The organism is Phaeobacter sp. S60, assembly GCF_000826845.1.
GTDB lineage: Bacteria > Pseudomonadota > Alphaproteobacteria > Rhodobacterales > Rhodobacteraceae > Phaeobacter > Phaeobacter piscinae.
Genome location: NZ_JSWJ01000005.1, coordinates 34,679 through 54,846, shown reverse-complemented (window position 1 = coordinate 54,846; position 20,168 = coordinate 34,679). Strand labels below are relative to the sequence as shown.

The following is a 20,168-nucleotide window of genomic DNA, read 5'->3' as shown; positions in this document are numbered from 1 at the left end:
CTGTTTGCGTCCCCTGCCCTTTTTGTCAAACAATCCAAAAGCATACAAGGATCGGTTTCAGCGCCGGCAAAGACCTGCATTTTACTTTGATATCAAGGCATTACGGGAACACCCGCCGGACATCTCAGCCCCCGTCAGACCGCCATCAGGCGGTGATGCTCGGCAATGGCCTCATCCAGATCGCTGAAATAGCGCAGCCGGCCATTATCCAGCACCAGGCCGGCATTGCAGAACTGGCGCAGCTGGCGCATCGAATGATTGACCAGAATGGCGCTGGAATGGCGCATCCGGTCGGTGAAGATATCGCGGCTTTTGCGCTTGAAGGCGGCATCGCCCACCGCCGTCACCTCATCCACCAGATAGGTGTCAAACTTGATCCCCATGGAGGCGCCGAATGTCAGCCGCGCCCGCATGCCGGAAGAATAGCTGCGCATCGGCATGTGGTAGAATTTGCCCAACTCGGCAAAATCTTCCACAAACCCCACCAGATCATCGGTATCCACGCCGTAAATCCGCGCGATGAAGCGGACGTTTTCCGCGCCGCTCAGATCGCCGTGAAACGACGCCGCCAGCCCCACCGGCCAGGAGATCGACCCGTCGGAGATGATCTCCCCATGATCGGGACGCATGGTGCCCGCCACCAGCTGCAGCAGGGTGGATTTGCCCGCGCCATTGCGCCCCAGAAGCGCCAGCGACCGCCCCGTCGGCAGGGTCAGGTTCAGATTGTCGATGACTACCCGCCGCTCGCCCTTGAGCCAGAAGCTCTTGGTCAGATTTTCAAACCGGATCACCGCCCTGCCCCCTCGACTTAACTGCGATCGCGGATCGAATAGTAGATCAGCGTCAGGATCGACCAGGTCAGCAGCAGGAACAGCCCGGCCAGGGCGGCCAGCACCGCGCGGCGGGGATATTCCGCCTCGGTGGCACGGGTGGGGTTGATATAGGTCGCCAGATAGCGGCTCTGACGGGCGGCATCATCGCGCGCCACCTCCAGCGCCGTCAGCGCCGCACGATAGCTTTCCTCGGCATATTCGCGGTCCACCGTCAGCCGTTCAAACTCGGAAATCAGCGACGGGTAATCCTCCCCGACGCCCCCGGTGTCGGTGTTGTTGGAGGTAAAGGTCTGCCGTTCGATATTGATACGGTCACGAATGACGTCGATATGCTGCTGCGCTTTCTTGATCCGGGGATCTGATGGGCTGACGGAGGCCAGCAACAGATCCTGCTCAATCAGCGCCTCGGCCAGTTGCTGCTGGAGATTGTTCATCACCCCCATGCGGCCTTGGATATCCGCCTCGGGATCGACAATCCGGGTGCGGGTGCGGAATTGGGTCAGCGATTGACGGGCTTCCTTCAGCCGCTCCAGCGCCTCGTCCAGATCGGCGCGGGCATAGCGCATCGCATCGGCGCGCGCCTGTTCGTTCAGCGCATTGATCCGGGTCTGGCTCTCCGCCACGATGGCTTTTGTGATCGCCTGCGCAGTCGCCGCATCAAAGGCCAGCGCCTGCACCTCGATCAGCCCCGAGCCGCTGTCAAAAGAGATGCCGACAATGCGCTGCCAATACCAGGTCAGATCCTCCAGCGAGGCCTCCGGCCAGAGCGCAAAGACCCAGTCCCGCGGCCAGAGCGCGCTGTAATGCCCCTGCAGATCCACGGCTTTGTCGACCGCCGCCACCATTTCCTGGCTCTGGATGAATTCATAGAGAATATCACTGTCCGAGGCGCTGCTGGTGCCTGCAAACTGCGCCAGACCGCCAAGCAGATCATTGGCGCCGCTGCTTTCCTGGCTGCGCACGGTAAAGCCGGCGGTGGAGGCATATTGATCCTCGGCAAAGGTCCAGAGGTAGATCATCACCGCCAGAAGCGGCGCCAGCACCAGCGCCACAAAGCTGATCACCAGCCCCCAGTGGCGTTTTTTCATACTGGCGGGGCGCGCCAGCGGATAGGCCGGGCGCTGCTCGGCCTCGGCAATGCGCGCTTCCAGCTCGGCCACCGCGGCCTCAGCCTTGCGCGCCTTGCGGCGCACCCGTTTCAGCTGTTTGACGGGATCCGGCACCCGCTGGGCGGGGGCGGCGGCCTCTGCCGTATTCGGGGCGCTGTCTGATGCTGTGGCAGCAGGAGAGACCGCGGGGGTGCCGGTCGCTGGGCTGGCTGCGGTCTCTGCCGCAGCCACCTCCTCTGAGGTCGCCTCATCTGAAGCGGGGCGTCCGGTCAGGGCCGACGGGGGCGTCTGTGTCATGATCAACCTGTCCTGGCCCAAAAGCACCCTGCCCCAAGCCGTTTGTCATTGTCTTTTGTTTCTCTCATAATACCGTTCGCGATCCGCGTTTCACAATGGGTATTCATGGGGTGTTCATGGCCAGCCTGTCTTCTTCTGCGCCCCCGGCTCAGCCCCGCCCGTCAAGCCCGCCAAAGACACAAGGCGCGGCACAGATCCCCGCTCAGATCCCCGCTCAGATCCCCACCAGCCCCGCCGCCAATCCGCACCAGCGGCACCGCCGCAGCATGGCGACACTGCGCACCGTGGCGGCACTGGTGCTGCGCGAGATGTCGACCCGCTACGGGCGCACCCCCGGCGGCTACCTCTGGGGCATTCTGGAACCGCTCGCCGCAATCCTGTTTCTGTCGCTGGGCTTCTCGCTGGTGATCCGCACGCCCTCGCTCGGCACCAGTTTCCTGTTGTTCTACGCCACCGGATTTCTGCCATTTAACCTGTATCAGACTCTCTCCGGCACCGTTGCGCGGGCGCTGGCCTATTCCCGCCCCTTGCTGCGCTACCCCGCGGTCACCTGGCTGGATGCGATCCTGGCGCGCTTTGTGCTGAACAGCCTGACCGGGATTGTCATCACCACCCTGCTGATCACCGGCATCCTTGCGGTGATCGACAGCCGCACTGCCATCGACCTGCCGCCGCTGGTCGAAGCCATCACCCTCGCCATGGTGCTGGGACTGGGCGTGGGCTGCATCAATGCGGTGCTGATGGGGCTGTTTCCCTTGTGGGATGTGGCCTGGTCGATCATCACCCGACCGCTGTTTCTGGCCTCCGGCGTGATCTATATCTACGAGGACCTGCCGCCGGTGGCGCAGGACGTGCTGTGGTATAATCCGCTGCTGCATATCACCGGCCTGATGCGCACCGGGTTCTACCCCACCTATAATGCCGATTACGTCAGCCATTCTTATGTGCTGCTGATCGGCCTGGCGCTGACCGCCCTCGGCCTGATCCTGATGCGCCGCTATCACCGGGTGATCCTGAACCGCTGATCTGCGCTTTATTCGCGGGCCTCTGCCAGCACCTCGCCGTGGCTACGCCCCAGCCGGCGCAACAGCCCATCCTGCACCGCCAGCCAGGTCAGGCGTAGATAGGCCCGGCGCACGCCGGGGTGGTGGCGCACTTTCAGCACCCATTTGGGCAGGATCAGCAACAGCACCGGCCAGAACAGCCAGCCCGCCGCCTGCCGGTACAGCAGCAGCAGATTGCGGTGATGGTAATAGACCTTCCACAACGGCCGGAACCGCTGACCGCTGTCGCCCCCGGTGAAGGTGGAGAAATCATGCTCAAACCGCACATCGGCGGCAAAGCAGATGCGCCCGCCCGCCGCACTCAGCCCCAGCGTATAAAGCGCATCATCGCCGTAGATGAACAGCTTTGGATCCGGGTAGCCCGCCCGCCGCACCGCCGCTGCTGAAATGAAGAACCCCACAAAAGAGGTCACATCAATCGCACTCAGCCCGCCCTCATAGGCGCGGCGCGGAATATGGAACCCATCGCGCCCTTTGCGCGCGGTGGAGAGGAAATGCCCGAAGCTCCAGAACGGATTGCGCGAGGGGCGGTTCATCTCGCAGATCTCGCCGCTCGGGAAATAGACCGCCGCCGCCACCGCGTCCCAATGGGCCAGCGCGCCGCTCTGCCCCATGGCGTGAAACGCCGCCAGCCCACCGGGTTCCGGGCGGCCATCATCATCCATCACCACCAGCCAGTCGGGTCTATGGGCCTCCATCGCACGGCGCATTCCCAGGGCAAAGCCCCCGGCCCCGCCCTGATTGGTGGCACTTGTGACCACATCAACCCGCGGATGCTCCGCCGCCCAGCCGGCCAGCCAGTCACCGGTCCCATCGTTGGAGGCATTGTCCACCACCACCAGCGCCGCCAGGTCCTCAGCGGGGCTCTCCAGCAGCCGCGCCAGCGTCACCTTCAGCTTCTCCAGCCGATTGTAGGTGACCACCACCGCCACCAGACGTCCGGCACCGGCTTGCTGCATATCGGCCTGCTGCATATCAGCCTGAGGCGCAGGCTCGGGGATCAAGGTTTCGTTCACAGCGACAAGGGCTCCTGCGGGCAGCGGCGGGTTTGGTTCAGAGCGCAAAACTCATAAATAGACCGGGCTGTCAATTCACCTGCCGGCGACAGGTTGGTTTCCCCCGCCGCAGGACGCATTGACACCCCGCGCCCAAGCCGCCACCTAAGGGGCATGAAAACCGCTCTTATCACCGGATCGGCCGGCTTTATCGGCTATCACCTGGCAGATCGGCTGCTGACCGCAGGCTGGCGTGTCATTGGGCTGGATTGCCTCTCGCCCTATTATGATGTCCGCCTGAAAGAACGCCGCCACGCCATGCTGGCAGCGCACGCCGGCTTCACGCCAATCATTGGCAAGCTGGAAGATCCCGGCCGCCTGATGGCACTGTTTGACACCCATAAGCCCGATGCGGTGATCCATCTGGCCGCCCAGGCCGGGGTGCGCCATTCGATTGATGCGCCGCGCGATTATCTTGAGGCCAATCTCATTGGCACCTTTGAACTGCTGGAGGCCGCCCGCGCCCATCCGCCCGCCCATATGCTGATCGCCTCCACCTCCTCGGCTTATGGCGCCAATACCCAGATGCCCTTTGATGAGCGTCAGCAGGCCGATCATCAGATGTCCTTTTATGCCGCCACCAAAAAGGCAGGCGAGACGATGGCGCATTCCTATGCCCATCTCTATGGGCTGCCCACCACGATGTTCCGCTTCTTCACCGTCTACGGCCCCTGGGGCCGGCCCGATATGGCGCTGTTCAAATTCACCAAGGCGATGCAGGCCGGTCAGCCGATCGATGTCTATAATCACGGCAGGATGAGCCGGGATTTCACCTATATCGACGATCTGGTGACCGGCATCACCGGGCTGATCGACGCGGTGCCGGGGGATCAGCCGGTCTCGGAACAGGACAATCTCAGCCCTGTCGCCCCGTTCCGAGTGGTCAATATCGGCGCCTCCAGGCCGACACCGCTGATGGAGTATATCGCGGCGCTGGAAACCGCGCTGGGACTCCCGGCCGAGAAAAACCTGATGGAGATGCAGGCCGGGGATGTACCGGCCACCTGGGCCGACACCAGCTTGCTAAGCCAGCTCACCGGCTATGAACCGCAGGTCAGTGTCGCAGAGGGCGTGGCGCGGTTTGTTGCCTGGTACCGGGCGTATTACAGCGACGCGGAAGGCTGATCCGGGGCAGGGCTAATCCGGGGCGACAGGCATCTCTGACCTGTCACCTTTCCCTAAAGACGCGCGCCGCAGGCCTGCCGATTTCTGTGAAATTGGCAGCAAGACTCTCCCCTTCAATTAGGTCAGCATGATTGACCAAATGTTTCGCACGCGAAACATTTGGTCCGAACCGGACCTATTTTGCCCACCCCCGTCAGCGGCCCAAAATTCCGGTTCCCGCCCCCCGCGCGCCCGTATATGTCTGATATCCAAAGCCCTCCCCCAAGCGAGGGCCATGAGGCAACAGCAAAGGACCACCCCCATGCGCATTGCAATGATTGGCACCGGATATGTCGGATTGGTCTCCGGCGTCTGTTTTTCCGACTTTGGCCATGACGTGGTCTGCGTCGACAAGGACGCCGCCAAGATCGCCCGGCTACAAGCCGGTGAGGTGCCGATCTATGAGCCGGGGCTGGAGGATCTGATGGCGCGCAATGTGGCGGCGGGCCGGCTCTCCTTTACCGATGATCTGGCCGCCGCCGTCGCCGAGGCCGAAGCGGTGTTCATCGCCGTTGGCACACCAACGCGGCGCGGCGATGGTCATGCCGATCTCACCTATGTGATGGCCGCCAGCGAGGAAATTGCCGCCGCCCTGCAGGGCTATACCGTGGTGGTCACCAAATCCACCGTTCCCCTCGGCACCAACCGGCAGGTGAAACAGGTGATCGCCAAATCCAATCCGGCGGCGGAGTTTGATGTGGCCTCCAACCCGGAGTTCCTGCGCGAAGGGGCGGCGATTGATGATTTCATGCGCCCCGACCGGGTGGTTGTGGGCGTGCAGAACGACCGCGCCGCTGAGGTCATGGCCGAGATCTACCGGCCATTATATCTGCGCGATTTCCCGATCCTCACCACCGATCTCGAAAGTGCCGAGATGATCAAATATGCCGCCAATGCGTTTCTGGCGACCAAGATCACCTTCATGAATGAAATCGCCGGTCTCTGTGAGCGGGTGGGATCCGACGTCAAAGAAGTCGCCCGTGGCATCGGGCTGGACGGGCGCATCGGCAATAAGTTCCTGCATGCCGGTCCCGGCTATGGCGGGTCGTGTTTTCCCAAGGACACTGCCGCGCTGGCGCGCATCGGTCAGGACCATGCCTATCCGATGCAGATCACCGAAACCGTGATGCGGGTCAATCAGGAGGTCAAGGCGCGGATGCTGGAGAAGCTGCGCGACGCCTGTGACGGCAATTTCAACGGCAAGACCATCGCGGTGCTGGGCGTCACCTTCAAACCCAATACCGATGACATGCGCGAGGCGCCGAGCCTCACCATCGTGCCGGCCCTCATTGGCGGCGGCGCCAAGGTGCGGGTGGTGGACCCGCAGGGCGAGGCCGAGGGGCGCGATCTGCTGCCCGGTGTCAAATGGGAGGACGATCCCTATAAGGCCGCGCGCAATGCCGATCTGGTGGTGCTGCTGACGGAATGGAATGAATTCCGCGCCCTCGATCTGAAGGCGCTGGCGCGCAAGATGGCGCAGCCCCGGATGGTGGATCTGCGCAATATCTACACCGCCAAAGCCGCCAAACGCGCCGGGTTTGAAACCTATGTCGGGGTGGGCCGATAAGCCCGCCGAAACCTATCTCCCAGAAACGCAAAAGACCCTGATACGCCTGTATCAGGGTCTTTTTGCATGCTCTTGTCAGGCTCCGTTCAGCGGCGGCGCAGCCAGGCCTTCAGATCTTCCATCAGTGTCGTATCCACTGCCGTGCCGGTGAGTTCGATCCGCTGCTGACCGGGGGTGAACCCCAGCCGCACGCCCGCAGCGGCTTGCACGCTCACCCGCTCATCCGCGCCAATGTGATCCGCAGGATCAAGGCTGCGCACCCGGGGCGCCGGGGCAGGCTGTTCCGCAGGAGCCGGCGCCCGCTCAGACGTCGGGACGGCAGAGGCCGCTTGATCCACAGCGGGGCCCGGAATCTCACTCCCCTCATAAGCCGCCAGCAGCTGGCTCAGCACCTCCTGTTCCGCCTCTGCCGTGGGGCGGGCGGTGGCGCGCAGGGCCGCGACAACCTCATCGGCAAAGCCGGGCGTATGCGCAAAAGCGCGCGCCAGCCCCAGCCCCAGTTTCTCGCGGATGGCGGTGGGAAACAGCAGATCCTCATCCAGCGCCTCAACCAGGGTGACAAAGCTGCCGATCTTGGAGCGTTTGGCGCGGGTGGCATTGGCAAACAGCGATTGCAGCGCATATTTCTGGCTGCTGTAGACCCCTTCGCGCAGCGCCCGCACCGCAATGCGGGCCCGTTCATAGTGGGAGAGGTTCACCCGGATTTCGTTTTCCTCAACCATCGCCACATAGGCGCCCTCAGCGCCATCGGGCTGGATCACCAGCGCCTTGATGGTGGCAAAGGCGGGATCGCCGGTTTCGGCATGCAGCCTGCGCATCGCCCGCAGACGGCGCCAGCCGGAAATCAGACCGTGGGTCTTGCCATCTGCGGTCTGGCCCAGCTCGACCACCTCGATCGGGGTCTGCTGGCCACGGGCGCGCAGGGATCCCACCAGCGCCCCCATTTCCTCCTCGTCCTGTTCCAGCCGGTCGCGCACCAGATGGGTCTCATCAATGGCCTCAAGCGCGATCTCCTCGATCATCAGCCCCTTGGCGCGGGCGGTCTCCAGCACCGCTGTCAGCTCCTGCAGCGCGCCCTCTGTGGCGGCTTCGGAGGCGACCTGCGCAATCGGCGGCGCTGACAGCGAACCGGGGCCGCCGAGGGCGGATTTGCTCTCCGGCGCGGTGCTGAGATAGGTCGGCTGTGCCGGGGAAAGCCGTTTGCGTTTTGCCATCTGCCTGTCCTTTTTTGTCGCGCCTAGTCTGATCTCTGCGGTCCTGTCTGCCCTTGGGGGCCGCCGGGGTCACAGTATGGGGCGCGGTGTGTTTTTAGCCCGTTACTGCGCCGCGCGCTGCATCTGCAACTCATCCCGGCGCCAGACCGCCAGCAGGAGCCGCTTGAAGGCCGCATAGGTGGCGTCGAAGGTCTCGCGCCCGCGCGCATAGGTTTCGCGGTTGAAATCGCGGTAATCGGCCTCGTAGATGCCATTGACCTGCTCGCCGGCCTGACCGATCAGCGCGGTGTAATCTTGCCGGTGCGGCGACAGGGTGGGGCCCAGATAGGCCTGCATCAGGGCTGCCAGCTCCCCCTGCTGGGCGCTGTCATAGCGGGTGATCACCGTGCGCACCGCATCCCATTCAAAGGCAATCTCCGGCCGCCCCAGCGCGCGCGCGGCCAGGTTCTCACCCTCCTCGATGGAGGCGAAGGTGGAATGCAGCATATCGAAAAACCGCCCCGTACTGTCGAACTCCAGAAAGGACGCGCCCATCGGCACCAAGAGGATATCCGCCGCCGACAGCCCGTTGATGGTCAGGTAGCCAAGGGCCGGCGGCGTGTCGATGAAGATCACGTCATATTGGTCCAAGACCCCGTCGGCCTCCAGCCGTTCGGTCAGCGCATCCCAGAGCTTCCAGCTGCGCGCGGCCATGCGCCAGACCGGGATCTGGAATTCCGCCCAGTAGAGGTTCAGCTGCGCGCCGATGAGATCGATATTGGGCCAATGGGTGGGCTGGATCACATCCGCCGCCGTCATCTCCATCGCTGCCGACAGGCTGTCGTCCAGCGGCTGGGGCGCATCGCCGCGATCCAGACGGCGCTGGTTTTCCAGCCGCAGGTGATCGCCGTAATGGCGCGCCAAAAGCGGGAAGGCGGTTTGCCATTCATCCTCCACGCGGCCGCCAAAGATCGAGGTCATCGAGCCCTGGCTATCGAGATCGATCACCAGCACCTTGTAGCCATCCAGCGCGGCTGACATCGCCAGATGGGCTGCCGTGGAGGTCTTGCCCACGCCGCCTTTGAAGTTGGCCACCGCCACCATTTTGGCGGGCAGCCCTTCGGGGCGGTAGGGTTGGTAATCCTTGGCCTTGGAGCCCTGGGCGGCGAAATGCGCCCGCAGCCGCAGCACCTCGTCGAGGGTGAACCACTTGGCGCCGCCTTCGGTTTCAGAGCGGCCCTGCGGCAGTTCGGGGTTGGCCTTCAGCACCCGGCGGAAATGGGCCTGGGCGACCGGAATCAGATAGCGGGTGATTTCCCAGGTGGAGAACAGGCGCAGCGCTTTGCGCCCCTCTTCGTTCATGCCCCGGCTGGAGAGATCCGCCCGGCCCCGGGCGCAGGCCTCGGCGATATCGGCAAAGCCACCGGTGCTGGTGGGCGCATCCAGATCGCTGAGCGCGCTGTCGGGATCGATGTTGAAATAGGGGGGCAGCCCGGCCGCGCCGCGGCTTGGGTCTTTCTTCTGGGTCTCTCGTGCCATTGCTCTCATGCCTCTGCCTGTGCCCCTTCCATCCGGACTGCCCCCGAAGGGCAGCCCGGATGTGCGGCCTTTTACGGATGATAGCAGAAAACAGCGCACATGAAAGATATATGCGCATCTCTTTTGAATTTTCTAAGCAAATCCGGGGGTTGCGGCGTCAAAATCGGGTGGCTCTGGGGCGCGACCGGGGGTGATTTTTCCGGCGTCGATTTTTTCTACCTGTTATTATTGAGTTATATATAAGTTAAGGCGCAACACCCATCGGCGCAAAGCCCTTTTTTCATTGGCGATGCGGGACTTTTTTCAGGGCTTTGCGATTCTGAAACCCCGATAGACTGACTCTGATCCCCCGAAGCAGTGACTCTGAACCCCCGTTGAGAACTGGTGTGGATAACTTTAGGGTGGGCGTAATCAAAACCACGAAGACGCGAGTCACCCCGAAAGAGGCCATAAGGCCCGCACAGACGAGGGGCGGCAGAGCAGACAGGACAGTGACATGGCAGGCCAGATTTCAGGCCAGATGACCGCAGGCGGCGGGGCGCAGGGCGGGGATTTTTTCCTCTGCGATATCTTTGATGCGATCCCGAAAAACGATCTCGCCTCGATGGAACACCCGCTGTTCTCGCTTGGCACACGGCCGGACCGGCGGATTCTGAACTACGAACACAATGGTGCCGAGATCACCGTGGTGCCTTCGGTCAAAGGGCTGGCGACGATCCACGACAAGGATATTCTGATCTTCTGCATCAGCCAGCTGATGGCGGCGGTGAACGCGGGCCGCCAGGTCAGCCGCACGCTGCATCTCACCGCCCATGATCTGCTGGTGGCGACCAACCGCGAAACCTCGGGCGATGCCTACCGCCGTCTGCGCGAAGCCTTTGAGCGGCTGGCCGGCACCCGCATCACCACCAATATCGTCACCGGCGGTCAGGAGGTCACCAGTGGCTTTGGCCTGATCGAGAGCTGGGAGATCGTGCGCAAGGCGCGCGGCGGGCGGATGGTCAATGTGGTGGTGACGCTCAGCGAATGGATCTATCGCGCGGTGCTGTCGAAATCGGTGCTGACCCTCAGCCGCGATTACTTCCGGCTCAGGAAACCGCTGGAGCGGCGCATCTATGAGCTGGCGCGCAAACATTGCGGGCGGCAGGACAGCTGGCAGATCTCGGTGGAGGTGCTGTTGAAGAAATCCGGCTCGGCCTCGCCGCGCCGGGTGTTTCGCAAGATGCTGCGCGACATGATTGCGGCCCAGCCCTTGCCGGATTACGCGATGGAGGAGCTGCCGGGGGATCTGATCCGGTTTTCCCAGAAACATGCGGTGCTGGACAACAGCCAGCGCCCGCCGGTGCTGAGCGCGCGCACGCTGGAGCAGGCCCGCAGCCTGATCCCCGGCGTGGATGTCTATGCGCTGGAGGCCGACTGGCGCACGATGTGGGTGCGCTCTGGCGCGCCACGGCTGCGGCGCCCGGATGCGGCCTTCCTTGGCTGGGTCAGAAAACGCGCGGCAGAATAGGGCAGGGCTGGCTCCTTTGTCAGAGCCACATATGCCCTCAGATATAGGTCAGCATTCCTGTCTAAATGTTTCGCACGCGAAACATTTGGTCCGAACCGGACCTAATTTGCAACGCGCCGCCAGAGGGTGTTTGCCCACATAAAGACCCGCCCGGCCAGGGGCCAGGCGGGACGAAAGGATGGCTGATCAGGTCCCCCCCAGGTATGAAACGCCAGACGCCTTACCGGCCGCGCATCCCTGATCAGCCACTCCCCTCTCTCAAGGCGTTCGACATGCTGCGCAGCACCGGGCTGAGCAGGTAATCCGCCAATGTCTGCCGGCCTGTCTCGATCATCGCCTGCGCGGGCATGCCGGGCAGGGTTTTGACATTGGGCAGCGCCGCCAGCTCTTCGGGCGGAATGCGGATGTGAACGCGGTAATAGGGAATGCCGCTGTTGAGATCGGCGATACTGTCAGCGGCCACCATCACCACCTCACCTTTCACCGGCGGGGTGGAGCGGAAACTATAGGCGGTGAGCTGCACCCGGGCCTGCCCGCCGGTCACCACCTCGTCAATGTCGGTGGGCGAGACGCGGGTTTCGACAATCAGATCGCTGCCCGAGGGCACCAGCTCCAGCACATTCTCGCCGGGGTCCAGCACCTGGCCCAGGGTGTTGATGGAGAGTTCCACCACCCGGCCGGCCTGCGGTGCGCGGATGGTCTGGCGCTCCAGCACATCCTCCGCCGCATCCAGCCGCTGGCGCAGATCCAGAATGCGTTCCTGCACCAGCTGGGTTTCGCTGGAAATCCGGTTCACCGTATCGCGGTGCACCTGCAGGATGCGTTCTTCGGTCTCGGCGATCCGCACCTGGATATTCTCGCTGTCGCTTTCCAGCGCGCCAAAGGTGCCCATCAGCCCGGTTTCCTGCAGCTGCCGGTCGCTGAGCCGGGTTTTGGGCACCAGCCCTTTTTCATAGAGCTTGTGCAGATCGGCGACCTCGCCTTTGATCAGGGTCAGCTGATCCTCGATAGCGGTGATCCGCGCCCGCCGCCCGTCGAGCTGCTTGCCCAGCTGAGAAATCCGGTCGCGCAGGATCTGCACCTGCCCCTCATACAGCGCGCGGTTGCTGGCAAAGACATCGCGCTGCACCTCAAACAGGGAGATCAGCTGCGGATCTGCGGCCATCAGCTGGTCCAGCTCTGCCGGGATCTCGATCTGATCGGCCTCGGCCAGTTCGGCCTGCAGCCGCGCCTGCTGGGCCAGAAGGCTGGCCATCTGGCTGGTCAGAATGGCGTGGCTGGCGCGCATCCGGCGCCCGTCCAGCACCGCGATCACCTCACCCTCGGCCACCATGTCGCCCTCGGCCACATTGATCTCGCGGACGATGCCGCCCTCCAGATGCTGCACGCTGAGCCGGTCGCCCGCCACGGTAAATTCCCCCGCAGCCACCACGGCGCTGGTCAGCTCGGCTTTGGTGGCCCAGAACACCAGACCGCCAAACAGGCCAAAGCCGCAGACCAGCATCCACAGCACCAACTGGCGCACGCGGGTGGGCGGGGTGCGGGGCAGGGTGAAGCCATCGGGCATCAGGTCCTGAAAACCCCGGCTCATGTCAATCTCGCTGCCCCTGCGGGGCACCAGATCTCTGCTGTCGCTGCGGCTCATGACTGGGCTCCTTCTGCGACACTGGCGTCAGCCCCGGTCCGGGCCTCACGGTGCGGCGTCAAATTGGTCACTTTGGGATCGCTCTGTGTCCGGCTCATCGGCTGGGCGGCGGCCTCGATGATCTGGCGGGCCTCGCCAAAGCGGGCGATGCGCCCCTCCTGCACCAGCGCGGCATGGCTGACCCGGCGCAACAGGTTGAGCCGATGGGTCACCACCACCACGATGGCGCCACGGGCGCAGGCCTCCTCAATGGCGGCGGCCAGCGCCTCTTCGCCTTCGGGATCGAGGTTGGCATTGGGTTCATCCAGCACGATCAGCTTGCGCTCCCCAAAGAAGGCGCGTGCCAGACCGATCCGCTGGCGCTGGCCTGCGGAGAGGAAGCTGCCGCGCGGGCCGACCTCGGCGTTATAGCCACCGGGCAGGGCCAGGATCAGCTCATGCACCCGCGCCAGTTTGGCGGCGGCCACCACATCCGAGGGTTTGGCGCTCGGATCCATCATGGCGATGTTTTCGGCAATGGTGCCGCGGAACAGCTCCACCTGCTGCGGCAGAAAGCCGATGTGGCGCCCGATCTGTTCAGGGTCCCAATCGGTGAGGGCGGCATCATCAATGCGCACATGGCCCCGCACCAGCGGTTGCAGCCCTACCAGCGCGCGGGCCAGCGTGGTCTTGCCAGCCCCCGACGGGCCGATCAGCCCCAGCGCATGACCCGGTTGCAGCGACAGGGTAACATCCAGCAGCAGCGGATCCTGCCGCCCCGGCAGCACCACGGTGGCATTTTCCACCGACAGCCGCCCGCTGGGTTCGGGCAGTTCCATCCGGTCGCTGGTGTCCTCGGCATGGGCCAGCAGCAGGTTCAGCCGCTCCATGGCGCTGCGCGCCTTCAGCAGGGCGCGCCAGCCGGCGATGGATTGCTCCACCGGCGCTGCCGCCCGGCCCAGAAGGATCGAGGAGGCAATCATCAGACCTGGTGTCAGCTGGTTGTTGATCACCAGGACCACGCCCACGCCCAGCACCGCGATCTGCAGCCCCATGCGCACGGTCTTGGCCAGCGAGGTCATCAGCGCAACCCGGTCGGTGACCAAGGTGCCAAAGAGGATCGCGGTAAAGGCGCGTCCGCGCCAGCGGCCGATCTGGGCAGAGGTCTTGCCCATGGCGTGGATGATCTCGGCATTGACCATCATTTCCTCAACCGCGGCATTGGTTTCGCGAGCGGCCTCCTCAGAGGTCTTGCCCGGGGCCCGCCCCATCAGCTCACTCATCACCCCCAGCCCCAGCAGGACCAGCAGCCCCGCCACCGAGACCAGCCCCAGAATCGGGCTGAACACAAAGATCAGCGCGATGAACAGCAGCGACCAGGGCGCATCCAGAAGCGCGATGAACACCGGGCTGGTGACAAAGCCGCGCAGATCCTGAATGTCGCGGATCGGTTCCGCCGTGCGCAGCTTTGCAGGCAGGTTGCCGCTGATCATGCCCTGCAGCACCGCCGGGCTCAGCCGCGCCTCCAGCCGCGAGCCGAGGCGGGCGACGAGGCGTTGGCGAATGACATCAAAGAGAAAAAAGAACACCAGCGCGATCGCCGCGCCGGTGGTCAAAGCAATCAAGGTTGGCATGCTGCCCGAAGCCATGACCCGGGCAAACAATTGCAACATGTACAGCGGCGCTGTCAGGACAAGCAGGTTAACAAAGATACTCGCTACAAAAATTGAGGTGATGACACCCCGTTGTCCGTCAAAGACCCGTTTCGTCTTCATACCCGTGACCCCCCGGTTGCACGATGTGAAGTTACTGAAGCTGGCAGATCAGCGCCCTGGTCCAAGGTGGCAATCCTTGGCCGGGGACCAAATCGCTGTCCTGAACCAGGGCTAGACCCCCCCGGATGGCGGCCGCCACCCGGGAGGATCATTCCTTATGGCTCAGATGGTGTGACCCCAGATGTTGTCATAGCTGTCATCAAAGCCGTCATCGCTGGCGACAACGCGGATGGCTTCGTAGCTGCCGGCATCACCTGTGGTGATCGCATTGATGCCAACACCGCCGGAGGGCAGGGCGTCCTGTCCCAGGGAGGTGAAGCCGTTGACATTGGTCAGACCTTTGATGACCACAGTGGCGCCACCAATGGAAATGGTGGTGTCGGTGCCATTATCCATCACGCTGGCCGCGCCATCGAGAGCCGTAAACGCAGCCCCGTCTGAGGTGCCGGTGCCACCGCCGGTATTGGTGACGCGGAAGGCCAGCACATCGTGGTCTTCATCAATGTCAAAGTCATTGATGCAGTCGGTGCCATCGCCGGAGCTGAAGCTTGCACCATCCCAGTCCAGATCGATGATGAAGACATCCTTGCCGTTGCCACCGGTCAGATCGTCATCTCCCGCGCCACCTTTCAGGTAGTCGTTGAAGTTGCCGGCCCCGCCATGCAGCGTGTCATTGCCTTCACCGCCGTCCAGGAAGTCATGGCCACGGCCACCATCCAGATTGTCATCGCCAACTTCGCCATAGAGGCAGTCGTTGCCGGCGTCGCCGTTCAGGTCGTCTTTGCCGTTGCCGCCCAGAAGGACGTCATCGCCATTGCCGCCGTTCAGCTCATCGGCGCGCTTATCCCCCATCAGCAGGTCGTCGCCATCATCGCCGTTGACAGTGTCTTCACCGTCGCCGCCGCTCATGACGTCATTGCCGGTGCCACCATTCATCAGGTCATTGCCATGACCGCCATACATGGTGTCATTGCCGGCGTCGCCGTTCAGTGTATCGGCCTGGTTGTTGCCGTAGATCAGGTCATCGCCATCGCCGCCATTGACGGTGTCGTTGCCTGAGTTGCCGAACAGCACATCGTCGCCAACATTGCCGTGGACGCAGTCATCGCCTTCGTTGCCATAGAGCGTGTCATTGCCCTGGTTGCCATAAAGACGGTCCCGACCGGTGCCGCCAAAGCCGAGGTCGAAGCCACGGCCACCGATGATGACATCATTGCCGGCTTCGCCGTACATGGTGTCATGGCCAGAGCCACCGCGAATGCGGTCATTGCCGGATTCGCCATAGTCGTAAGGCGTGTAGCAGTCCGGGCAATCAACGCCGCGCAGATCGTTTTCATTGCTGGTGTGGAGGGCTTCAACGGCTGTTTGGTCGTCGTCGTCGCAGCAACTCCAGTCAATGTCATAGCCGTCGACCCGGGCATGGTCACCAAAGATCAGGTCCCCCTGGGCCCCGCCTTCGAGCACATCATTGTTGCTGCCGCCGCGGATCGTGTCCTTGCCAGCATCCCCGTTGACGTCGTCACGGCCTTCGCCACCATCCATCAGGTCACGGCCGCGGCCGCCCTGCATCAGATCGTCGCCGGTCTCGCCGAACATGGTGTCACGGCCACCCTGACCATCCATGGTGTCATGGCCAGAGCCACCCAGCATGCAGTCATGGCCATCTTCATTGGGGCCTTTGCCAACCGGACCGCTGTCAGCACCAAAGTCGAGATCGTCGCCCTGCGCCTGACGTTCGTCACCGAACATCTCGTCATCGCCGGAGCCACCAATCACCAGGTCGTCACCAAGACCACCGGCCATACGGTCATCACCGCCCTGACCGTTCATCCGGTCATTGCCGCCACGGCCATACATGGTGTCGTCGCCGTCAAAGCGGGTCTCGCCGGACTGTCCGCGGTCACCCCACATCCAGTCATCGCCACCTTCGCCGTCCATGCAGTCGTCGCCCAGATCGCCATAGAGGTAATCACCGGCGTCGCCGTTGGTCTCGTCGCCGTCAGCATCGTCACCAAAGATCTGGTCGTCGCCATTGCCGCCAAAGACCGTGTCCTGATCCTTGCCACCGAGCAGCGAGTCATTGCCGTTTTCACCGTCAATGTAATCGCAGCCATCGCCGCCATCGATCCAGTCATTGCCGTCGCGGGTCGCATTGGTGCCATTGCCACCATAAAGGGTGTCATTGCCGCCATCGCCATTGATGGCATCATTGCCGCCGCGGCCTTCGATATAGTCCTGCCCGGATTGACCATCGAGCCGGTTGTTGCGCGCGTTGCCATAGACAGCATCATTGCCGCCCCCGGCTGCGGCGTTGTCGCCGGCATCATGGTCGTTCAGATTGATGACATTGCCATCGCGGCCGCCACGTTCCGTGGTGCCATCGTTGTAATTGGGACTGAACTTATTGTCCTCGTCAAAGATGATTTCGCAATCTGGATTGCACTCTTCCCATGGTGAGCCTTCGTCTGGTCTACCCATCTTAAACATCCTCCTAATTAATATACCGGAAGTCTGATGCGCCCCCCGACGCGACCCCCTCTAGAAATCTGACCAGGAAAAATTGGGTGTGGGACCTGGTCAGTGACACAAGACCGCTTGGGTCTCTGATGGTGATTGCACCGCAAATCGGGCGGGGCGGATGCCCCCAAATGGGGACAAATTTTCGTCAAATTGTCGGTTTTCGGGGGCGCTGTGTCAGAGGCATGGCTGGCTCCGCTGCGAGATCTGTGGGACAGGCCGGCAGCCAGACGGGGCCTCTCTACGTGTCTCTGTGCCAGGCAGGGGTTTGGGACAGCGATCCTGCCTGAAAGAGATATGGCGCCCCCGAAAAAAGGAGACTCTTTTGCCTTTGTTAGAGTCTATTCAGATGTGTTATTCAGTAACTGGCCTGGGTCAGCCGTTGTGGTTTCAACAAAGTCGACAAAGCTGGCCCAGTGGATCTGGGCTGCGCTCCAGGCGGTATCGGAGGTGGTGGCGATCCGGCTGTGATAGAGCGTGCCCGCGGCCAGTCCGAGGGCCAGGATCAGGGCCAGACCGCTGCCTGTGGTGATGCCGCGCTTCAGCCGTTGCCCCAGGCTGCGGCGGCGGGTGGCACGATCCTTGGCCAGCACTTTGGCAAAGCTGTCGCGCAGCACCGGCTCCAGTTCGATGCGCAGCGCGCCTTCCATCCGGTTCACCGCCTCTTCCAGCGTGTCCATGCGGGCGCTCAGAACCTTGCGGTCGGCGTCCGCCTTCCGGGTGTACATCTCACCCAGCCCCTCATTGAGGGTGGCAAACATCCCGGTGATCCGCTTGTGCAGTTCGATGAGATCGCCACGGGTGCCCAGCGGCTGGGGACCGCCGCGCAGATGCGCAGCCAGCTGCTCCAGATCGTCCGGAGCCAGAGCCGACCCGGCGGATCCCGTATCTGTCGGACTGGTATCCGTCTGATCTGCTTCCGTCTGGCCCGGATCTGCCGGGTTTTGATCTGGGTGTTGATCTGGGCCGTTTTTGTCTGTGCTGTCCGTGGCGCTCTCCATATGTCTGTCTGAATGTCTGTCTGATGGGGCCTCTGCTGTCTGGGGGGGCTTGTCCCCACCCGTCTCTGAAGTGCCCGCCTCTGAAATCGCGGTGCCATCCTCTGTGAGATCATCGGAATGGCCATTGGCCTGGGCCGTGCGGCGGGTCTGAGCGGCCAGGGCTGCGGCGCCGATCGAGGCGGAGGTCGGCGCGACCGGTGCGGGTGGCCCCTGGGTGAGGCTCTCATGGGTCACCTTGTTCATGACGCTCTCCCCAGGGAGGCCTGCCAGGTCAGCCGTTGCGCCATTTCGGTGCGCCCGGCGACTTCAAGCTTGGACAGCACCCGCTTGGCATAGGTGTTGAAGGTCTGTTCCTTGATGCCCGCGATATGGGCCGCCTCGCGGTTGGAGAGGCCAAGTTGGATCAGTGCCGCCACCCGGGCCTCGCAGGGGGAGAGGCCCATTTTCTGCGCCAGCATCTCGATCCGCTGCTGGTCGGGCTGGCGCGGCAGGATGGCGACCACCAGGGTATGGCGGGTGTCAGCGCAGAGATAACAGGTGAGCGAGACCGGCAGCCGCATGCCGGTGCTGGCATCCTGCAGGAACAGGATCAGCTCCTGGCTGGCGCGGCCGGCTGGCATGTGGGCGCCGGCGCTGGCCTCGGTGGGTGTTTTGGCGCAGCTTTGCACCGCTGTGTAAAACGCGCGGGTCTCACGGCTGTTGGCACAGCGCAGCACACCGTCGCTGTTGCGCAGCAGGTTGCCCGCCGCCAGCATGTCACAGCCCGCTTCATTGCAATCCAGCAATCGGCCGGCGCCATCCAGCACCAGAACCGCGCTGTCGCTTTTGGTGGAGATGGTCCAGAGCATCGCCTCGGTGGTGTCGCGCGCGGTTTTGGGTTCCGCTGCGCTGGTCAGCATCTCGCGCAGCGCATCCTCGCGGGCCAGCGGCCAGATCGCAGGCAGGATTTCGATGCAATGGGCGTCATGCTGGCTGCCCTCCAGATGCAGCGCGATCCGATCTTCGCTGCCATCGGCAAAACGGCAGGAAAACACCATCCAGCGGCCAGATCTGTGACCTGACCGAAGATCAGAAGCATCCGCGCGCAGGGCGGCAGGATCAAGCCAGTCCGGCCAGCTGTTGGGATTTTCCTGCGGATCATGCAGTTGGGTGCAATGGCAGAGCGATCCGCTGCGCAGAAGGGCCTGCAACGTGCCTTTGCTGCGGCTGTCCTGCTCCAGATCGGCGTGTTTTGCACCGCCGGTCTCGCAGGTGGTCACCAGCAAACGGCTTGGCCCCGCAGAGGCGGGTCCGGTGCAGTCGATCTCAGCTATGGCAGTGGTGGTAATGGATGAAACTTGTCTTTGAAACGATCGCGCAAAAGCGATCTCGCCCGTGTGGATCACGGCGCCCCCGAACACATTCATGTTGCCCCCCGGCATATCAAAACGAATATGTCTCAGCCTAGCATATCGCCGCCGCGGTCAAATTGCGCAGAGGGGGTACCCCTTCGGACGAGGCGATTCCGGGCCATCCGGGGGCTGCCAGATGATCAACCAATAGGAGAACCCACAGGACATTGAGATTTCATCAATATCTAGCAGGATGACCCTAGGTAATCCACAAGTGACAGGGTAGGTCACCTTTTGGGCTTCCTGTAATATTTATATTTTTCAATTGGTTGCATTTTGGCGGAGTTCCGCCGGTTGTGAGCCCCGGTCTGAGAGACCTACCTCAGAAGAGGTATGAGCGCCGCCCATGCGGGGGCAAAGGGAGAGTGATTCCATCCTTGGCGGGAGGATTTGACCCAAAAACACATGCTTAGGTTGTTGATTCCTGCGAAAACTGGCCTGAAATTGAGAAATTCCCACATCTTTGGAGTCAGGCCAGATGAGGATATTCCTGTTGATAAAACAAAAGCCTATATCAAAAAAAATACTT

General features: G+C 62.8%; 14 protein-coding genes. 4 read left to right on the top strand and 10 right to left on the bottom strand.

The features are described from left to right. Window positions 1–134: 134 nt before the first annotated feature. Together OO25_RS07205 and OO25_RS07200 are read right to left on the bottom strand one after the other, a co-directional pair. Complete coding sequence (locus tag OO25_RS07205; RefSeq protein ID WP_027246738.1) at window positions 135–791, bottom strand: ABC transporter ATP-binding protein; 657 nt, start codon at window positions 789–791, stop codon at window positions 135–137. Window positions 792–808: 17 nt separating this feature from the next. Continuing rightward, window positions 809–2,239, bottom strand: coding sequence for a sugar transporter (locus OO25_RS07200; protein WP_040179242.1), 1,431 nt, complete (start codon window positions 2,237–2,239; stop codon window positions 809–811). Between the two features lie 116 nt (window positions 2,240–2,355). Between OO25_RS07200 and OO25_RS07195 the strand changes: the two genes are divergently transcribed. Then, a complete protein-coding gene (locus OO25_RS07195; protein WP_040179268.1) occupies window positions 2,356–3,264 on the top strand; it encodes an ABC transporter permease in 909 nt (302 codons plus the stop codon). An 8-nt stretch (window positions 3,265–3,272) separates the two neighbouring features. Here the strand turns inward: OO25_RS07195 and OO25_RS07190 are convergent, their stop codons facing one another. After that, window positions 3,273–4,319 carry a glycosyltransferase gene (locus OO25_RS07190; protein WP_040179266.1) on the bottom strand — a complete coding sequence of 349 codons (1,047 nt, stop codon included), beginning with the start codon at window positions 4,317–4,319 and terminating at the stop codon, window positions 3,273–3,275. Window positions 4,320–4,472: 153 nt separating this feature from the next. Here OO25_RS07190 and OO25_RS07185 point away from each other — a divergent pair, with 153 nt between their 5' ends. Beyond that, window positions 4,473–5,483: an NAD-dependent epimerase/dehydratase family protein gene (locus OO25_RS07185; protein WP_040179239.1), complete on the top strand. Its 1,011-nt coding sequence runs from the start codon at window positions 4,473–4,475 to the stop codon at window positions 5,481–5,483. Between the two features lie 301 nt (window positions 5,484–5,784). After that, window positions 5,785–7,089 (top strand): UDP-glucose/GDP-mannose dehydrogenase family protein, encoded by a 1,305-nt coding sequence (locus OO25_RS07180; RefSeq protein ID WP_040175802.1) that lies wholly within the window; start codon window positions 5,785–5,787, stop codon window positions 7,087–7,089. 86 nt (window positions 7,090–7,175) lie between these two features. Here the strand turns inward: OO25_RS07180 and OO25_RS07175 are convergent, their stop codons facing one another. Together OO25_RS07175 and OO25_RS07170 are read right to left on the bottom strand one after the other, a co-directional pair. Next, window positions 7,176–8,303, bottom strand: a complete 1,128-nt coding sequence (locus tag OO25_RS07175) for a ParB N-terminal domain-containing protein (protein WP_040179238.1) — start codon at window positions 8,301–8,303, stop codon at window positions 7,176–7,178. Window positions 8,304–8,405: 102 nt separating this feature from the next. Further along, the gene (locus OO25_RS07170; protein ID WP_040175799.1) at window positions 8,406–9,821 is read right to left on the bottom strand and encodes an AAA family ATPase; all 1,416 of its coding nucleotides are present in this window, start codon (window positions 9,819–9,821) and stop codon (window positions 8,406–8,408) included. Window positions 9,822–10,317: 496 nt separating this feature from the next. On the opposite strand from OO25_RS07170, the gene OO25_RS07165 reads away from it, so the two are divergent. Continuing rightward, the gene (locus OO25_RS07165) at window positions 10,318–11,331 is read left to right on the top strand and encodes a replication initiator protein A (RefSeq protein ID WP_052463968.1); all 1,014 of its coding nucleotides are present in this window, start codon (window positions 10,318–10,320) and stop codon (window positions 11,329–11,331) included. A gap of 241 nt (window positions 11,332–11,572) precedes the next feature. On the opposite strand, the gene OO25_RS07160 is transcribed toward OO25_RS07165, so the two are convergent. The 5 genes from OO25_RS07160 to OO25_RS07140 all read right to left on the bottom strand — a co-directional run bounded on the left by OO25_RS07160 (window position 11,573) and on the right by OO25_RS07140 (window position 19,654). Then, a complete protein-coding gene (locus OO25_RS07160; protein ID WP_040175797.1) occupies window positions 11,573–12,976 on the bottom strand; it encodes an HlyD family type I secretion periplasmic adaptor subunit in 1,404 nt (467 codons plus the stop codon). Further along, complete coding sequence (locus OO25_RS07155; RefSeq protein WP_040175793.1) at window positions 12,973–14,730, bottom strand: type I secretion system permease/ATPase; 1,758 nt, start codon at window positions 14,728–14,730, stop codon at window positions 12,973–12,975. The genes OO25_RS07160 and OO25_RS07155 overlap by 4 nt, the downstream gene beginning before the upstream one ends. Before the next feature lie 162 nt (window positions 14,731–14,892). Continuing rightward, window positions 14,893–17,208 carry a calcium-binding protein gene (locus OO25_RS07150; RefSeq protein WP_040179236.1) on the bottom strand — a complete coding sequence of 772 codons (2,316 nt, stop codon included), beginning with the start codon at window positions 17,206–17,208 and terminating at the stop codon, window positions 14,893–14,895. Window positions 17,209–17,588: 380 nt separating this feature from the next. Continuing rightward, complete coding sequence (locus tag OO25_RS07145; RefSeq protein WP_040179233.1) at window positions 17,589–18,491, bottom strand: hypothetical protein; 903 nt, start codon at window positions 18,489–18,491, stop codon at window positions 17,589–17,591. After that, entirely contained in the window at window positions 18,488–19,654 is a 1,167-nt protein-coding gene (locus OO25_RS07140) for a helix-turn-helix transcriptional regulator (protein WP_040179265.1), read from the bottom strand. Before OO25_RS07140 ends, OO25_RS07145 begins: the two co-directional genes overlap by 4 nt. Window positions 19,655–20,168: the final 514 nt, after the last annotated feature.